Consider the following 17377-nt stretch of genomic DNA (forward strand, 5'->3'; position numbering starts at 1 on the left):
GCTCTACGCTGAGCGTTAATCAAAATTCTTTCGTGGTTTCTGAACCCTTATCCAGCGCGTTTCCCTGAGAGGAAAACCGCCGCCCCTCGCCCTTCGGGAGGGGTCAGGATAAAGGTGAAAAAACGATCACCAGCGTGCTTTTAACAGGTTAGGCTGAATCCCGTTGATGTGACGGGTATTGCTGAAGTCCTGCTTGATGCCCGCTTCGAATTCTTCACGGAAATATTTAATTGCGCTTTGCAGCGGCTCTACGGCGCCTGGCGCATGGGCACAGAAGGTTTTACCCGGTCCGAGGAAGCGACACAGCTGCTCAAGCGTCTCAATATCCCCCGGCTGCCCTTCCCCACGCTCAAGCGCGCGCAGGATTTTTACGCTCCACGGCAGCCCGTCGCGGCATGGCGTACACCAGCCACAGGACTCACGCGCAAAGAACTCTTCCAGGTTACGCACCAGCGGCACCATGCCAATTTCATGGTCAACCGCCATTGCCAGCGCGGTACCCAGACGGCTGCCTGCTTTACCAATGCTTTCGAACTCCATCGGTAAATCGAGGTGCGATTCGGTGAGGAAGTCGGTACCCGCCCCGCCCGGCTGCCAGGCTTTGAAATTCAGGCCGTCACGCATACCGCCCGCGTAATCTTCCAGGATCTCACGCGCGGTGGTGCCGAACGGCAGCTCCCAGACGCCAGGATTTTTCACCCGGCCGGAGAAGCCCATCAGCTTGGTGCCAGCATCTTTGCTGGTGGAGATGTTCTGATACCACTCAACGCCGTTGGCGAGAATAGCCGGCACGTTGCACAGGGTTTCAACGTTGTTAACGCAGGTCGGTTTACCCCACACGCCGCTGCTCGCCGGGAACGGCGGCTTGGAGCGCGGGTTGGCGCGACGCCCTTCGAGGGAGTTAATCAGTGCGGTCTCTTCCCCGCAGATATAACGCCCTGCGCCGGTGTGTACGATAAGTTCGAAATCAAAGCCGGTGCCGAGGATATTTTTACCCAGCCAGCCCGCTTCGGTCGCTTCCGCGATAGCGCGACGCAGACGTTCAGCAGCCTCGATATACTCACCGCGCAGGAAGATATAACCGCGGTAGGCTTTGAGGGCGAACGCGGAAATCAGCATGCCTTCCACCAGCAGGTGCGGCAGCTGCTCCATCAGCAGGCGGTCTTTATAGGTGCCCGGCTCCATTTCATCGGCGTTACACAGCAGGTAACGGATGTTCATGGATTCGTCTTTCGGCATCAGGCTCCACTTAAGACCGGTGGAGAAGCCTGCGCCGCCGCGGCCTTTCAGCCCGGCGTCTTTCACCGCGTTGACGATCTCATCCGGTGCCATGCCGGTCAGCGCTTTGCGGGCGCCTTCGTAACCGTTTTTGCTGCGGTACTCGTCCAGCCATACCGGCTGCTTATCGTCACGCAGGCGCCAGGTAAGCGGATGGGTCTCGGCAGTACGAATTATTGTCTTCATTTATACTGCTCCAGCAGGTTGGGGATCCCCTCCGGCGTCAGATAACTGTGAGTATCCTCGTCAATCATCATGGTCGGACCGCGGTCGCAGTTGCCAAGGCAGCAGGTCGGCAGCAGCGTGAAGCGCCCGTCGAACGTCGTCTGCCCGGGCTTAATGCTCAGGTGTTTTTCAATCGCCGACTGGATGCCCTGATAACCGGTGATGTGGCACACCACGCTGTCGCAGTAGCGAATAACGTGACGGCCTACCGGCTGACGGAAGATCTGGCTATAGAACGTCGCCACGCCTTCTACGTCGCTTGCCGGAATACCCAGCACATCGGCGATGGCGTAGATCGCGCCATCCGGCACCCAGCCACGCTGTTTCTGTACGATTTTCAGCGCTTCAATGGACGCCGCACGCGGGTCTTCGTAGTGGTGCTTTTCGTGCTCAATCGCATCACGCTCTGCCGCACTCAGCTCAAAAGCCTCGGTTTGTGGTTGTTGATTCTCGTGCATAATTAGCGGTCCACATCTGACATAACAAAATCGATACTACCCAGATAGACAATCAGGTCGGACACCAGGCTGCCGCGAATAACAGACGGAATCTGTTGCAGGTGCGGGAAGCTCGGGGTACGGACACGCGTACGGTAGCTCATGGTGCTGCCGTCGCTGGTCAGGTAGTAACTGTTGATCCCTTTGGTCGCCTCAATCATCTGGAAGGATTCGTTGGCCGGCATCACCGGGCCCCAGGAAACCTGCAAGAAGTGAGTGATCAGGGTTTCGATATGCTGCAGCGTGCGTTCTTTCGGCGGCGGCGTGGTCAGCGGGTGATCCGCTTTGAACGGGCCTTCCGGCATGTTGTTGAGGCACTGCTCAAGAATGCGCAGGCTCTGGCGCAGCTCTTCTACTTTCAGCATCACGCGGGTGTACGCGTCGCTGACGCCACCGCCCACCGGAATTTCAAAGTCGAAGTTTTCATAGCCAGAGTAAGGACGCGCCTTACGCACGTCGAAATCGATCCCGGTTGCGCGCAGGCCAGCACCGGTGGTGCCCCACTCCAGCGCCTCTTTAGCGCCGTAGGCGGCAACGCCCTGAGAACGGCCTTTCAGAATGGTGTTGCGCAGCGCGGCTTTCTCGTAGGAATCCAGACGTTTCGGCATCCACTCGAGGAACTCACGCAGCAGGCGATCCCATCCGCGCGGCAGATCGTGCGCGACACCGCCGATGCGGAACCACGCCGGGTGCATACGGAAACCGGTGATCGCTTCCACCAGATCGTAGATTTTCTGACGATCGGTAAAGGCGAAGAACACCGGGGTCATGGCGCCGACGTCCTGAATAAAGGTCGAGATGTAGAGCAGATGGCTGTTGATACGGAACAGTTCAGAGAGCATGACGCGAATCACGTTCACGCGCTCCGGCACCACAATACCCGCCAGTTTTTCGACCGCCAGCACGTACGGCATCTCATTCACGCAGCCGCCGAGGTACTCGACACGGTCGGTATAGGGAATGTAGCTATGCCAGGACTGACGCTCGCCCATCTTCTCAGCGCCACGGTGGTGATAGCCGATATCCGGTACGCAGTCGACAATCTCTTCGCCATCCAGCTGAAGAACAATACGGAACGCACCGTGCGCAGACGGGTGGTTAGGACCGAGGTTGAGGAACATAAAGTCCTCGTTGTCGGTGCCGCGCTTCATGCCCCAGTCTTCCGGCTTGAAGGTCAGCGCTTCCATCTCCAGATCCTGTTTCTGCTTAGTCAGCTCAAACGGATCGAATTCGGTAGCGCGCGCCGGATAGTCTTTACGCAGCGGGTGGCCTTCCCAGGTCGGCGGCATCATGATGCGCGTCAGGTGCGGGTGGCCATTGAAGGTGATGCCAAACATTTCCCAGGTTTCACGCTCATACCAGTTGGCGTTCGGGAACAGTTTGGTGAAGGTCGGCACGTTCAGATCGTTTTCGCTCAGCGCCACCTTGAGCATGATATCGCGGTTGCGATCCAGAGACATCAGGTGATAGAAAACGGAAAAATCCGCGGCAGGTAACCCGGCGCGGTGAGTGCGGAGACGTTCGTCCATGCCATGCAGGTCAAACAGCATGACATAGGGTTTAGGGAGTTTCTTTAAGAAATCGCCAACTTCCAGTAATTGTTCACGCTTGACCCAGACCACCGGAACGCCGGTGCGGGTTGCCTGAACAGTAAAGGCATCCGGCCCAAAACGGTTACGCAGTTCGCCGATAACCGGATCGTCCAGATGATCGCGGGTATGCCAGAAAGGCAAAGCGGCGTCTTGCGCAGTTAAATCGGTCATAATGTTCACCATGTCAAATGGTTCAGTAGTGACTGGCGGCTCGTGGCTTCGCATTATTCTGTAGTAATGTGCGAAGTGTTATCCCTGATGTTCAGCCTCCGGCGGTGCCGGCTGCGGCCAATACGGTCGGGTCATCCACGCCCCGCAAGCGCAAATTAAATTTCGTCCGGCGTACGCAGGTTGGTCACGGCAATGCGCTCGCCGCGTTTACGTTCACGCTCTGACTGCATATTGGCGCGATATACGCCCTGATCGCCGACAACCCACGACAGCGGGCGACGCTCTTTGCCGATGGACTCCTGTAGCAGCATCAACGCCTGCATGTAGGCCTCCGGACGCGGCGGGCATCCCGGGATATACACATCAACCGGAAGGAACTTATCCACGCCCTGCACGACGGAATAGATGTCGTACATACCGCCGGAGTTCGCGCACGCGCCCATGGAGATGACCCATTTCGGTTCCAGCATCTGATCGTAGAGACGCTGGATCACCGGGGCCATTTTGGTAAACGGCGTACCGGCAATCACCATCAGGTCAGCCTGACGCGGCGATGCACGCAGTACTTCTGCACCAAAACGCGCAACGTCGTGTACCGCAGTAAACGATGTCACCATTTCCACATAGCAGCATGAAAGGCCGAAGTTATAAGGCCAGATTGAGTTTTTACGGCCCCAGTTCACCATGCCGTGCAGGACATCTTCCAGTTTGCCCATAAACACGCTGCGGTTAACGTCCTGCTCCAGGGGGTCGGTTACGATCTCCTGTTTTTGCAGGGGGTAACGGTCGTTCTCACCGTTAGGATCTATGCGGGTGAGCGTATAATCCATCTTATTGCCTCGCTGTTACTGCGTATGACGACTAGTGTTGTTCTCGGTTTCCGGGTTGATACGACTGCGGCGCGAGGCAGCAGGCGTCCAGTCCAGCGCGCCAATACGCACCAGATAAACCAGACCGGCCAGTAACACTAAAATGAAAATTGCGGCTTCTACGAAGCCGACCCATCCGCTTTCACGAACCGATGTCGACCACGCGAAAAGATAAAGGGCTTCGACGTCGAAGATGACGAAGAACATCGCCACGAGGTAGAACTTAGCGGACAGGCGTAAGCGCGCTGAGCCAACGGAGTCGATACCCGACTCGAAAGGCGTGTTTTTGTGCCGGGCCCTGGCGCGACCACCGAGGAACCAGGCCCCGAGCAGCATCAAGCAGCACAGGCCGATGGCGACAATAAGAAAGATTGCGAATGCCCAGTGATGAGCGATGACTTCAGTGGATGTTGACATACTCATTGCTTACTCATCAAAAGTGATGCTGAAAACCTCTGCTCTTACTGGCAGATGAGCAACACATCGATTCATGGGGAGGAACAAAGAAACCGTACAATCAATGCCAGAAAACGTGACTTAGGCAGCAAATTGATGGGGTTTTTTACTCCTTTCTATAACCTTTTGTCAACTTTAACAAAAGTATCCTCACATTAATTTACATCGGCCCCATTTCATTAACATTTCATGCCCTTTTTGCTCCAGCCGGAGCAACATACTGACGGAATCCATGTTGTTGAATCGTGTCCGTTGCGCGAGGAAATAAAAATAACCCCTCTATTTTGGCAGGAAATCTCAACTATTCATCCCCCTATATAGGGGTATTTTCTTGATCTGAGACACGCTTTTGTTAATTCTTTCAAAAAAGCAGCAACAAACTGGCGCATTTTTTAACAATATGTGCGGGGTTTGTGTGGGGCGAAACCGCATGAAAAAGTGTGAAAATGGGATTGGGAAGTCCCTACAGACCATAGGGGCGGGGCTTTGCGCCGGGCAGCGCATTTTTGAACATACAAAAAAATGCGCCCCTGAAATCTAAAATCTTTTCAGGGGCCTGTTTTTTGCAATTAACAAATTGTTACTATTCCCTGGACTAAATTCAGCCCAGGCTACCGTCTACCAGCACGCTGTCGTCATCCCCTTCGACCGGTGCCGTATAGCGCCACGGTTTCTGGAAGCTCTCCATCGCATCAAAAATGACGTCAGCCAGTTCATTCTGGCTCTGGGGATTGCGGCACAGATGGTACTCCGTTTCCGCAAGCGCAGGCAGGCCGTCAGACTGGCCCAGCACCCGCAGGTCTGAACTCATCATCTCTACCGGTCGTGCGGTAATGCCCAGACCGGCTTTTACGGCCGCACGCATGGCGGGCAGCGTGGAAGCCACATACACCACACGCCACGTCAGGCCTACTTCACTGAGTTTCGCCAGCAGCATTTCGCGGCACGGGCTGGGATCGTCCAGCAGCACCAGCGGAATCGGCTCGCCCGGCTGCAGCGTGTAGTCAGCCGCGCAGAACCACAGGGTGGGCGAAGTGCGCAGTACCAGGCTTTCACCCGGCAGCGTGCGGTGCGTCGTCACCACCAGATCCACTTCCTGCTGCGCCAGCATATCCGCCATGAACGGATTGGGTTTAACGCGCACATCCAACGCAAGTTTCGGATAAACCGAACCGATGCGGCTCAGGACAAACGGCAAAATGGTATCAGCGGTTTCGTCGGTCGCGCCCAGGGTGAGCACGCCCTGCAGATCGCTAAACATTAGTGACATGCATGCTTCATCATTGAAGCGCAAAATCTTTCTGGCGTAGCTGAGAAGCTGGATACCGTGTTCGGTCAGAAGCTTATTGCGGCCGTGTCGGGCAAAGAGTTCTTTACCGACCAGCTGTTCCAGACGCTGCATCTGTTGACTTACGGCAGACTGGGTACGACAGACCGCCACAGCAGCGGCAGCAAAGGTATTAAGATCCGCGACTGCAACAAAGGTTCTCAGCAGATCGAGGTCGAGATTGAGTATCGGACGATTTGCATTAATCATATTGTTATTCACTATCAGGTCGCTCGTCTGGAGCTGCCCCGGTTCAATTGCTATGTGTTATCGGAAAAAGGAAGTAATTCCATTTGAAAAGAGCGTCCAGGGGGTAAACGGGTCCGCCGGGTCGATAAGTTGGTTATTTATATAAATTTGCATTAAAGCCGCGCCCGGCAAGGGCAAGGCCGTCAACATATTAAACCCGGGCTACAACATACAAACTTTCAGGTGGTTATACCAGTCTAACGATAAAACTCATTAGCGATGACAATGAGCGTTAGCGGATACCGGTTTGCGAAGCAGGTCACGTTTCACTTGCCCCTTCGTGGCTGAAAGCCCCGTCCCGTAAGGAATGGCCGGGAAAGCAGGCGGCAAGCGCACCACGTCATTCGTCAGATACGTTTCCTGAACAGGCTGCCCTGTAACGTGCTCATTTCCCTATCTTAACCTAAATCCACCTTTTTTATAAGCGTATACGCGGCGGTTATCGCCATTTTCTGCTGATGAAAATGCGATCCATTCTATTTTACAGGCTTATTATGCGCAGGTTTGCCTTACCATAATAAAATATCTCTTATTAATTCTTTTGCGCTTCAATTAACAGCGTCGTTACCCGCGAAAAGCATTTAATTATTAGTCACCGAACATTTAACGGAGATAGTTAGAGAATTGATTCATTTTTTCTGAATTATTACCTGGTTTACTTTTAGCCGATTCAGGATAAACGCGGGCGCAACGCCGGGTGTTGCAGGGAAATCCTCTACACCAGCACGGGCCGCTGGTACGACGCTCTGACAGACTATTTCACTGCCCTACAAACCTCTCAAAGCGTTATATAAGCCAATCTCGCCCTGGAAAAAATTAAATGCTTTTCAACGCATCGGTGGACTTCAAAACCGCCGACGTGAAGAGTACATTGTCGCCATCTCGCTTCCACGGCAGGAAGCGTCGCAACAGTTACAGGCCAGAGTTATGTCACCTATCGAAAAATCCAGCAAGCTTGATAATGTCTGTTATGACATTCGCGGGCCGGTTCTCAAAGAGGCGAAACGCCTTGAAGAAGAAGGCAATAAAGTCCTCAAACTCAACATCGGCAACCCGGCGCCCTTTGGCTTTGATGCCCCGGACGAAATCCTGGTTGATGTGATTCGCAATCTGCCGACGGCGCAGGGATATTCTGACTCCAAAGGCCTCTACTCCGCCCGCAAAGCCATCATGCAGCACTATCAGGCGCGCGATATGCGCGATGTGACTGTCGAAGATATCTACATTGGCAACGGCGTATCCGAGCTGATTGTCCAGTCGATGCAGGCGCTGCTGAACAGCGGCGATGAGATGCTGGTTCCGGCTCCGGATTACCCGTTATGGACGGCGGCGGTGTCGCTCTCCAGCGGCAAAGCGGTGCACTACCTGTGCGATGAGTCCTCTGACTGGTTCCCCGACCTCGACGATATCCGCGCGAAAATCACGCCGCGCACCCGTGGCATTGTGATTATCAACCCCAACAACCCTACCGGCGCGGTCTACTCCCGCGAGCTGCTGATGGAGGTGGTTGAGATCGCCCGTCAGCACAACCTGATTATTTTTGCCGACGAGATCTACGACAAGATCCTCTACGACGATGCCCAGCACCACTCGATTGCGGCGCTGGCGCCTGACCTGCTGACCGTGACCTTCAATGGCCTGTCCAAAACCTACCGCGTGGCCGGATTCCGTCAGGGGTGGATGGTGCTGAACGGCCCGAAAAAGCACGCCAAAGGCTATATCGAAGGGCTGGAGATGCTGGCCTCAATGCGCCTGTGCGCTAACGTGCCTGCCCAGCACGCCATTCAGACCGCGCTCGGCGGATACCAGAGCATCAGTGAATTTATCATACCGGGCGGCCGTCTCTATGAGCAGCGTAACCGGGCGTGGGAGCTTATCAACGACATTCCGGGCGTCAGCTGCGTGAAGCCAAAAGGCGCGCTCTACATGTTCCCGAAAATCGACGCAAAGCGCTTCAATATCCACGACGATCAGAAAATGGTGCTCGACTTCCTGTTACAGGAAAAAGTGCTGCTGGTTCAGGGCACCGCCTTCAACTGGCCGTGGCCGGATCACCTGCGTATCGTGACGCTGCCACGCATTGACGAGCTGGATATGGCCATTACCCGCTTTGGCCGCTTCCTGTCCGGATACCATCAGTAATCGCCCGGGGGAGGATTTGCATCTTCCCCCGGCTGCCAGCACAATGGCTCTTCGGTTGACATTGACAGAGAGCGTTATGAGCCAGAGCCATTTTTTTGCCTATCTTTCCCGTCTTAAACTGATTAACCGCTGGCCGCTGATGCGCAATGTCCGTACGGAGAATGTCTCCGAACACAGCCTTCAGGTCGCGATGGTTGCTCACGCCCTGGCCGTTATAAAAAACCGCAAATTTGCCGGAACGGTAAACGCCGAGCGCATCGCGCTGCTCGCCATGTATCACGACGCCAGCGAAGTGCTGACCGGTGACCTGCCGACGCCGGTGAAGTATTTCAACAGCCAGATCGCTCAGGAATACAAAGCCATCGAAAAGATTGCCCAGCAGAAGCTGGTGGATATGGTACCCGACGAGCTGCGCGACCTGTTTGCCCCCCTTATCGATGAGCATCACTACAGCGCAGAGGAAAAAGCGCTGGTGAAACAGGCAGACGCCCTGTGCGCCTATCTCAAGTGCCTGGAGGAGCTGTCAGCCGGGAATAACGAGTTTCTGCTGGCGAAAACCCGCCTGGAAAAGACGCTTGCCTCGCGCCGTAGCCCGGAGATGGATTACTTTATGGAGGTCTTCGTGCCGAGCTTTCATTTGTCGCTGGATGAGATCAGCCAGGACTCAGCCCTTTAACGTGCCGGGGCGCGCGATCGCGCCCCTTAACCTCGGGATCAGAACGGGAACAGCAGCGGGATGGTAACCACGCTGACCACCATCACGATGAACGTGAACGGTACGCCGATTTTCACGAAATCACTGAATCGGTAGTTACCCGGCGCCAGCACCAAGGTGTTCACCGGGGAGGAGACCGGCGTCATAAAGGCCGCTGACGCCGCCATCGCCACCACCATGGCAAACGGATAGGGTGAGACGCCCATGGATTTCGCCGCAGCCAGCGCAATCGGCGCCATCAGCACCGCGGTAGCGGTATTAGAGATAAACAGCCCGATGGCGGCACACATCATAAACAGGCAGATCAGCATGCCGTACGGCCCATAGCCGCCGCCAATATCCATCAGCCCCCGCACAATCAGATCCACACCGCCGGTTTTTTGTAGCGCCTGCGCAAACGGCATCATGCCGACAATCAGTATGATGCTCGGCCAGTGAATCGCCCGGTAGGCGCTCTCCACCGAGACACAGCGGAACTTGCCCATCAGTAGACACGCGATGATCGCCGCAATCGGGTTGGGTATTTCATCGGTGAGCATCAGGGCCACCATCAGCACCAGGCAAAACAGCGCGTGCGGCGCCTGACTGTGCGCCGGAGAGGCATCGCTCTCCTCCACCGGCAGGTTAAGCACCAGGAAGTTGCGGTTGTGCAGGCCAAGCTGGGTGATGCGCTTCCAGTTGCCCACCACCAGCAGAATGTCGCCGAGCTGGAGCGGCTCATCCGCCACATCCCCTTCAAAGGCGACGCCCTCCCGGCGTAGCCCAACCACGTTCAGCCCATAGCGGGTACGAAACCCGATATCGCGCACGCTTTTGCCGGTCAGCTCCGACTCCGGCACCAGCGATACCTCTGCCATCCCGACGTCCAGCGCCCGGTCGGAGAAATACTCGCCGCGCAGCACCATGGGTTCCAGCAGCTGCTCGCTGCAAAACTGGCGCAGATCGACGTCGGAGGCGGACATATCAATCAGCAGCACGTCGCGCTCGCGAAACTCGGTGACGCCCTGCGGATCCACCATCACCCGTCGGAAGTGCCGCCAGCGCTCCACGCCGATGACGTTAGCTCCGTAGCGCTCGCGCAGCTTGAGATCGTCGAGCCGGCGTCCGATCATCGGCGAACCGTGACGCAGCGCCAGACGCCGTGCGCGACCGGCCAGATGATAGGTTTTGATCAGCGAGCGAAACGTGGGCCGTTTCCAGTCGTCACCCTGCTGGGTTTCACTGCGGCCGGCAAGCGCGGAGCGCGCCACCAGCATATAGAGGATGCCGAGGATCAGCACCAGCACGCCGAGCGGCGTCACGCTGAAGAAGTGAAAACCCTCTAGCCCTTCGCGCACCAGTTCACTGTGCACCACCAGGTTCGGCGGCGTCGCCACCAGGGTCATCATGCCGCTGATAAGTCCGGCGAAGCTGAGCGGCATCAGGAGCCGTGCCGGCGAGATCTTCATGCGCAGCGACACGCCCAGCACCACCGGGATAAAAATCGCCACCACGCCGGTTGAGCTCATGAACGCCCCCAGCCCGGCGACGGTCAGCATCAACAGCACCAGCATTTTGGTTTCGCTGTTGCCGGCGACCTGCATCAGCCAGGCGCCCATTTTGGTGGCCACGCCGGTGCGTACCAGCCCGTCGCCGATAATAAACAGCGCCGCGATAAGGATAACGTTAGGATCGCTGAAGCCGGCAAACGCTTCGCTCAGCGTCAGCGTCCCGCTGAGCACAAAGGCGATAATCACCAGCAGCGCTACCGCGTCCATCCGTACTTTTCCGGTGGCAAACAGCACCACGGCGATAAAAAGAAGCGTCAGAACCCAAATCAATTCACTGTTCACATCATGTCCCTGAAGAGTAAACCTGCGAAAAGCGTGCCATAAAAAAGCCCCGACGGTGCGGGGCCAGGTCATATCTGAGGCATTTTTTCCGGTACGTTCAGCGTTTTTTGCCGATCGTAACCACGCCATCCGGGCCTTTTTCAACGGTCAGCTGTTCCAGGCTGGTCAACACGAGATCGACCTCATCGAGGCGTGGCGTATCTGCCGGGGCGTTAACGGCAATCACGCGGCACTTCGCATTCAGGCCCGCATGCACACCGGCCGGGGCATCCTCAACCACAACACACGCTTCCGGCGCCAGCCCGAGCAGCTCCGCGCCCAGCAGGTAAGCATCCGGCTCAGGCTTGCCGCGCGTCACGCGCTCTGCGGTGACAAACACTTCCGGCAACGGCAGCCCGGTCGCTTCACGGCGCGCAGAGGCGACCGGCAGCGAGCCGGAGGTGACGATGCCCCAGGGAATGCCCGCTTCATTGAGATGCGTCAGCATGGCCAGCGCGCCCGGCAGGGCAACGATACCCTCGGTATCGCTGGCCTCAATCTGTTCGAGACGGGTGAACTCGGCGGCAATCTCATCCTCGCTGCGCCCTTTCATAAAGTGGCGCAGCGAGGTGATAGCCTGTTTGCCATGAATGAAGCCGAGCACCTCGTCGTGGGCGATGCCAAAACGGTCGGCCCAGTTGCACCAGGCGCGCTCTACGGCTGGCAGGGAGTCCACCAGCGTACCATCAAGATCGAACAGAAAGCCTTTACACTTCAAAACTGCCTCCAGGTCAGGCGTTGATAATTTGGTGAATCTCATTTGCGCTCAGGTGGTACTGGCGCGGGCAGGCATGCCACACTTTCAGCATGCGCTGGTATTTTTCCCACATCGGGGTCTGGGCGTTAAATCCATGGGTACCGGCGTCAAAGTGGGTGTAGCGCCCTTCAATGTTGACCAAGAAACGCACGTAGCCAAGGTAACGCGCCTCGGTGGCGGCATCGAACCCCAGGAAGGTCACCCGGCGCTCGTCCACGCCCTGGGTATCTTTCAGGTTGGTCCAGGAGACGTGCAGGGCGTGGTACATCTCCATGGTGTCGATGATGGTGCGACAGGTCTCTTCTTTGAGCTCGCCGAACTCGTGATCGAGCTCGCGCATCTGCAGGCCGTACCCGCGCTCAATGATGGTTTGCAGACGACGATAGCGCTCGGCGTTGTCAGGGTCGAGCATGGTCATCATTTTGTACTGATTGGAGAGTATAAGACGCTGGGCGTTGGTCATTTCCACGGTGTACTCCTTAAGAGATCAAAAATGGATACTGCCGCTACTCTGCCTGTTTTTACGGATATGACTTTTGATCAATTACAAGTCATCAAGAAATGTTTTATCAAGTTGCGTAAAAGCACGTTTTAGGGTGTCGGCCAGCGCCTGATAGTCCGGCTTGCCTTCCACCGGGGTCAGAGCCTGCCCCGCTTCCTGAAGCTTACCGCGCACTTCATAGAACCAGTTGAGGATGCCGGGAGGTAACGGCGTTACCGAGCGTTTGCCGAGCCACCATAGCCCCTGCAACGGCAGGCTCAACGCAAACAGCGCGGTCGCCACCGCCGGGCCAAGCTGGCCGCCAAGCGCAATCTGCCATGTCAGGGTGAACACCGCCAGCGGGGGCATGAAGCGGATGGCGTATCGGGTGGCGCGGATAACGCGGTTTTCAACAAATACCGGCGCGAGGCGTTTGTCACTCGGCCACGTCTTTGCGTAGTGTTGTCCCCGGCGAAACAGACTAAAAAAGCTGACCGGGCTATTTTCAGGTGTCGACATGGCTTACCTCAACTTCACGAATAAAAAATAAAATTTTTGTGCAAAACAACAACTGGTAATGACAACGTTCAAAATATTTTGTCATACCATAACCCGATCGGGTATCCTTTGCGGGCCTTTCTGGCACCCGATATAAAACCGTGCGCGGTAAAATTTTTTGCGTTTTCGTCATGGCCTACATTGCGGGCAAATATGGCGTAAACTCTGTTTATTTATTCGCCATGTCATATTTGCACCTGGCATGACGTTAATCATAAATGTCGGCACCGCGTTGCGCTACGCTACGAGACTCGCTGACGTTTTTTTAGCCACGTTTAATAGTAGGTACTTCCATGTCGAGTAAGTTAGTTCTGGTTCTGAACTGCGGTAGCTCCTCACTGAAATTCGCCATCATTGATGCCGTAAACGGTGAAGAGTACATCTCTGGTTTAGCCGAGTGTTTCCATCTTCCAGAAGCGCGTATCAAATGGAAAATGGATGGCGCTAAAGAGGAAGCGGCTCTGGGTGCAGGCGCTGCGCACAGTGAAGCGCTGAACTTCATCGTTAATACCATTCTGGCACAAAAACCGGAGTTGTCCGCACAGCTGACCGCTATCGGTCACCGCATCGTTCACGGTGGTGAGAAATACACCCGCTCTGTAGTGATCGACGAAACCGTGATTCAGGGTATCAAAGAATCCGCGTCTTTTGCACCACTGCACAACCCGGCTCACCTGATCGGTATCGCTGAAGCGCTGAAATCCTTCCCGAATCTGAAAGACAAAAACGTTGCCGTATTCGACACCGCGTTCCACCAGACCATGCCGGAAGAGTCTTACCTCTACGCTCTGCCGTACAAACTGTACAAAGAGCACGGCGTTCGTCGCTACGGCGCGCACGGCACCAGCCACTTCTATGTGACCCAGGAAGCGGCAAAAATGCTGAACAAGCCGGTTGATGAAGTCAACATCATCACCTGCCACCTGGGCAACGGCGGTTCAGTGTCTGCTATCCGTAACGGTAAGTGCGTGGATACCTCCATGGGTCTGACCCCGCTGGAAGGCCTGGTCATGGGTACGCGCTCTGGCGATATCGACCCGGCAATCATTTTCCACCTGCACGACACCCTGGGCATGAGCGTTGACGACATCAACAAAATGCTGACCAAAGAATCCGGCCTGCTGGGTCTGACCGAAGTCACCAGCGACTGCCGCTACGTTGAAGATAACTACGCTACCAAAGAAGACGCGAAGCGCGCGATGGACGTTTACTGCCACCGCCTGGCGAAATACATCGGCTCCTACACGGCGCTGATGGATGGCCGTCTTGACGCCGTGGTCTTCACCGGTGGTATCGGTGAGAACGCTGCAATGGTACGTGAACTCACCCTGGGCAAACTGGGCGTGCTGGGCTTCGACGTCGATCACGACCGCAACCTGGCTGCCCGCTTCGGCAAGTCCGGCTACATCAATAAAGAAGGCACTACCCTCGCAATGGTCATTCCGACCAACGAAGAGTTGGTAATCGCTCAGGACGCCAGCCGCCTGACAGCCTGATCCCCCCGCCGCCAGCCACCCGCTGGCGGTGTTGTTTTGTATGTGCCAGCGTGGCTGGCCGTAACGACAAGAGGATAAACCGTGTCCCGTACCATTATGCTTATTCCTACCGGAACCAGCGTCGGCCTGACCAGCGTCAGCCTCGGCGTGATCCGCGCTATGGAACGTAAAGGCGTTCGTCTGAGCGTCTTCAAACCTATCGCCCAGCCGCGCGCCGGTGGCGATGCCCCTGACCAGACCACGGCCATTGTACGCTCCAACTCCGGCCTGCCGGCCGCTGAGCCGCTGCGCATGAGCCACGTTGAGTCTCTGCTCTCCAGCAATCAGCAGGACGTGCTGATGGAAGAGATCATTGCCCGCTACCACGAAAACACCAAAGATGCAGAAGTGGTGCTGGTAGAAGGTCTGGTCCCGACCCGTAAACACGCGTTCGCCCAGTCGCTGAACTTCGAAATCGCGAAAACCCTGAATGCGGAAATCGTGTTCGTGATGTCTCAGGGCACCGACACCCCGGAGCAGCTGAAAGAGCGCATCGAACTGACCCGCAGCAGCTTCGGCGGCAGCAAGAACAACAACATCACCGGCGTTATCGTTAACAAACTGAACGCCCCGGTTGATGAGCAGGGTCGCACCCGTCCGGACCTCTCCGAGATCTTTGATGATTCCAGCAAAGCGAAAATCATCAACATCGACGCGCAGCAGCTGCACGACATCAGCCCGCTGCCGGTGCTGGGCGCGGTACCGTGGAGCTTCGATCTGATCGCCACCCGTGCGATTGACATGGCGCGCCACCTGAACGCAACCGTGATCAACGAAGGCGACATCAACACCCGCCGCGTGAAATCCATCACCTTCTGTGCACGCAGCATTCCGCACATGCTGGAGCACTTCCGCGCAGGCTCCCTGCTGGTGACCTCCGCTGACCGTCCGGACGTGCTGGTTGCCGCCTGCCTCGCCGCGATGAACGGCGTTGAGATCGGCGCCCTGCTGCTGACCGGCGGCTACGAAATGGACGCGCGCATTAAGTCCCTGTGCGAGCGCGCTTTCGCCACCGGCCTGCCGGTATTTATGGTGAACACCAACACCTGGCAGACCTCCCTGAGCCTGCAGAGCTTCAACCTCGAAGTGCCGGTCGACGACCACGAGCGTATCGAGAAGGTTCAGGAGTACGTTGCCAGCCATATCGACAGCGAGTGGGTGGAATCCCTGACCGCGACCTCCGAGCGCAGCCGCCGTCTCTCTCCGCCGGCGTTCCGCTACCAGCTGACCGAGTTGGCACGCAAAGCAGGCAAACGCGTGGTGCTGCCGGAAGGCGACGAGCCGCGTACCGTGAAAGCAGCCGCCATCTGCGCACAGCGCGGCATCGCGACCTGCGTGCTGCTGGGTAACCCGGACGAGATCAACCGCGTTGCGGCGTCGCAGGGCGTTGAGCTGGGCGCCGGAATTGAAATCGTTGACCCGGAAGTGGTGCGCGAAAGCTATATCGCCCGTCTGGTTGAGCTGCGTAAGAGCAAAGGCATGACCGAAGCCGTGGCGCGTGAACAGCTGGAAGACAACGTGGTGCTGGGCACGCTGATGCTTGAGCAGGACGAAGTCGACGGTCTGGTTTCTGGCGCCGTGCACACCACCGCCAACACCATCCGTCCGCCGCTGCAGATCATTAAAACCGCGCCGAACAGCTCGCTGGTCTCCTCCGTGTTCTTCATGCTGCTGCCGGAACAGGTTTACGTGTACGGCGACTGCGCCATCAACCCGGATCCGACCGCAGAACAGCTGGCTGAAATTGCGATTCAGTCCGCGGATTCCGCGACCGCCTTCGGTATTGACCCGCGTGTGGCCATGCTCTCCTACTCCACCGGTAACTCCGGCGCGGGTAGTGACGTGGAAAAAGTGCGCGAAGCAACCCGTATCGCGCAGGAAAAACGTCCGGATCTGGTGATCGACGGCCCGCTGCAGTATGACGCCGCCGTGATGGCTGACGTGGCGAAATCCAAAGCGCCGAACTCGCCGGTTGCCGGTCGCGCTACAGTGTTCATCTTCCCGGATCTGAACACCGGTAACACCACCTACAAAGCGGTACAGCGTTCTGCTGACCTCATCTCCATCGGGCCGATGCTCCAGGGGATGCGTAAGCCGGTGAACGACCTGTCCCGTGGCGCGCTGGTAGACGATATCGTCTACACCATCGCCCTGACCGCGATTCAGGCATCTCAGCAGCAGTAATCCTCTGCTGATGTGAAAAAGGGCCGCATAGTGCGGCCCTTTTTTTATGATGCTGTGCTTAGCGCATACAGTGGCTGTAGCCGTCGCGCTGTCGACGATAGCTGCCCGGCGACATGCTGAAGCGGCGCGTAAACAGCCGGGTAAAGGTCTGCTGTGAATCAAAACCATACTTCATCGAGATGTCCAGCACCCGATCGTTGGTGGCACGCAGATCCTGTGCCGCCAGCTTCAGCTTCTTCTCCCGAATGTAGCGCCCGAGGCTTTCGCCTTTGTGGTGCTGAAACAGCCGCTGTAAGTGCCATTTTGAATAGCCGGCGTGACGCGCGATGTCGTCGATGCGCAGCGGCTTATGCAAGTTTTCATCTATCCAGTCAGAAATGGTTTCAATAACCTGAGCGGGAAGTTCCATACGGTCCCCTCCAGAAATATACAAAGATGGTCGAATTGCCTGCGAGACAAGCGGTCCTGCG

At 56.6% G+C, this 17377-nt stretch carries 15 protein-coding genes; 4 read left to right on the forward strand and 11 right to left on the reverse strand.

Annotation, left to right across the window (positions count from 1 at the left end):
• Positions 1-126: 126 nt before the first annotated feature.
• The 6 genes from nuoF to lrhA form a co-directional block, all read right to left on the reverse strand.
• Positions 127-1464: an NADH-quinone oxidoreductase subunit NuoF gene (gene nuoF / locus DW58_RS10720; RefSeq protein WP_024549269.1), complete on the reverse strand. Its 1338-nt coding sequence runs from the start codon at positions 1462-1464 to the stop codon at positions 127-129.
• The gene (nuoE, locus tag DW58_RS10725) at positions 1461-1961 is read right to left on the reverse strand and encodes an NADH-quinone oxidoreductase subunit NuoE (RefSeq protein ID WP_024549270.1); all 501 of its coding nucleotides are present in this window, start codon (positions 1959-1961) and stop codon (positions 1461-1463) included. Before nuoE ends, nuoF begins: the two co-directional genes overlap by 4 nt.
• Positions 1962-1963: 2 nt before the next feature.
• Entirely contained in the window at positions 1964-3775 is a 1812-nt protein-coding gene (gene nuoC, locus DW58_RS10730; RefSeq protein WP_024549271.1) for an NADH-quinone oxidoreductase subunit C/D, read from the reverse strand.
• A gap of 143 nt (positions 3776-3918) precedes the next feature.
• Entirely contained in the window at positions 3919-4593 is a 675-nt protein-coding gene (gene nuoB / locus DW58_RS10735; RefSeq protein WP_024549272.1) for an NADH-quinone oxidoreductase subunit NuoB, read from the reverse strand.
• A 15-nt stretch (positions 4594-4608) separates the two neighbouring features.
• Positions 4609-5055: an NADH-quinone oxidoreductase subunit NuoA gene (gene nuoA / locus DW58_RS10740; protein ID WP_024549273.1), complete on the reverse strand. Its 447-nt coding sequence runs from the start codon at positions 5053-5055 to the stop codon at positions 4609-4611.
• A gap of 634 nt (positions 5056-5689) precedes the next feature.
• Positions 5690-6625 carry a transcriptional regulator LrhA gene (gene lrhA, locus DW58_RS10745; RefSeq protein WP_024549274.1) on the reverse strand — a complete coding sequence of 312 codons (936 nt, stop codon included), beginning with the start codon at positions 6623-6625 and terminating at the stop codon, positions 5690-5692.
• Between the two features lie 966 nt (positions 6626-7591).
• On the opposite strand from lrhA, the gene alaA reads away from it, so the two are divergent.
• Both alaA and yfbR read left to right on the forward strand, forming a co-directional pair.
• Positions 7592-8806 carry an alanine transaminase AlaA gene (gene alaA / locus DW58_RS10750; RefSeq protein ID WP_024549275.1) on the forward strand — a complete coding sequence of 405 codons (1215 nt, stop codon included), beginning with the start codon at positions 7592-7594 and terminating at the stop codon, positions 8804-8806.
• 76 nt (positions 8807-8882) lie between these two features.
• Positions 8883-9482: a 5'-deoxynucleotidase gene (yfbR, locus tag DW58_RS10755; RefSeq protein WP_024549276.1), complete on the forward strand. Its 600-nt coding sequence runs from the start codon at positions 8883-8885 to the stop codon at positions 9480-9482.
• 38 nt (positions 9483-9520) lie between these two features.
• Here yfbR and DW58_RS10760 read toward each other — a convergent pair whose 3' ends face one another.
• The 4 genes from DW58_RS10760 to yfbV all read right to left on the reverse strand — a co-directional run bounded on the left by DW58_RS10760 (position 9521) and on the right by yfbV (position 13149).
• Positions 9521-11353, reverse strand: a complete 1833-nt coding sequence (locus DW58_RS10760) for an SLC13 family permease (protein ID WP_024549277.1) — start codon at positions 11351-11353, stop codon at positions 9521-9523.
• A 97-nt stretch (positions 11354-11450) separates the two neighbouring features.
• Positions 11451-12152, reverse strand: coding sequence for a sugar phosphatase (locus DW58_RS10765; RefSeq protein ID WP_071789263.1), 702 nt, complete (start codon positions 12150-12152; stop codon positions 11451-11453).
• The gene (locus tag DW58_RS10770) at positions 12124-12618 is read right to left on the reverse strand and encodes a YfbU family protein (RefSeq protein ID WP_024549279.1); all 495 of its coding nucleotides are present in this window, start codon (positions 12616-12618) and stop codon (positions 12124-12126) included. Before DW58_RS10770 ends, DW58_RS10765 begins: the two co-directional genes overlap by 29 nt.
• Positions 12619-12693: 75 nt before the next feature.
• Positions 12694-13149, reverse strand: a complete 456-nt coding sequence (yfbV, locus tag DW58_RS10775; protein ID WP_024549280.1) for a terminus macrodomain insulation protein YfbV — start codon at positions 13147-13149, stop codon at positions 12694-12696.
• Between the two features lie 332 nt (positions 13150-13481).
• Between yfbV and ackA the strand changes: the two genes are divergently transcribed.
• Both ackA and pta read left to right on the forward strand, forming a co-directional pair.
• Positions 13482-14684: an acetate kinase gene (gene ackA / locus DW58_RS10780; protein WP_024549281.1), complete on the forward strand. Its 1203-nt coding sequence runs from the start codon at positions 13482-13484 to the stop codon at positions 14682-14684.
• 81 nt (positions 14685-14765) lie between these two features.
• The gene (pta, locus tag DW58_RS10785; RefSeq protein WP_024549282.1) at positions 14766-16907 is read left to right on the forward strand and encodes a phosphate acetyltransferase; all 2142 of its coding nucleotides are present in this window, start codon (positions 14766-14768) and stop codon (positions 16905-16907) included.
• 58 nt (positions 16908-16965) lie between these two features.
• On the opposite strand, the gene DW58_RS10790 is transcribed toward pta, so the two are convergent.
• On the reverse strand, positions 16966-17316 hold the full coding sequence (locus tag DW58_RS10790) for a RamA family antibiotic efflux transcriptional regulator (RefSeq protein ID WP_024549283.1): 351 nt from the start codon (positions 17314-17316) through the stop codon (positions 16966-16968).
• Between the last annotated feature and the right edge of the window lie 61 nt (positions 17317-17377).

This window comes from Siccibacter turicensis LMG 23730, from assembly GCF_000463155.2.
GTDB lineage: Bacteria > Pseudomonadota > Gammaproteobacteria > Enterobacterales > Enterobacteriaceae > Siccibacter > Siccibacter turicensis.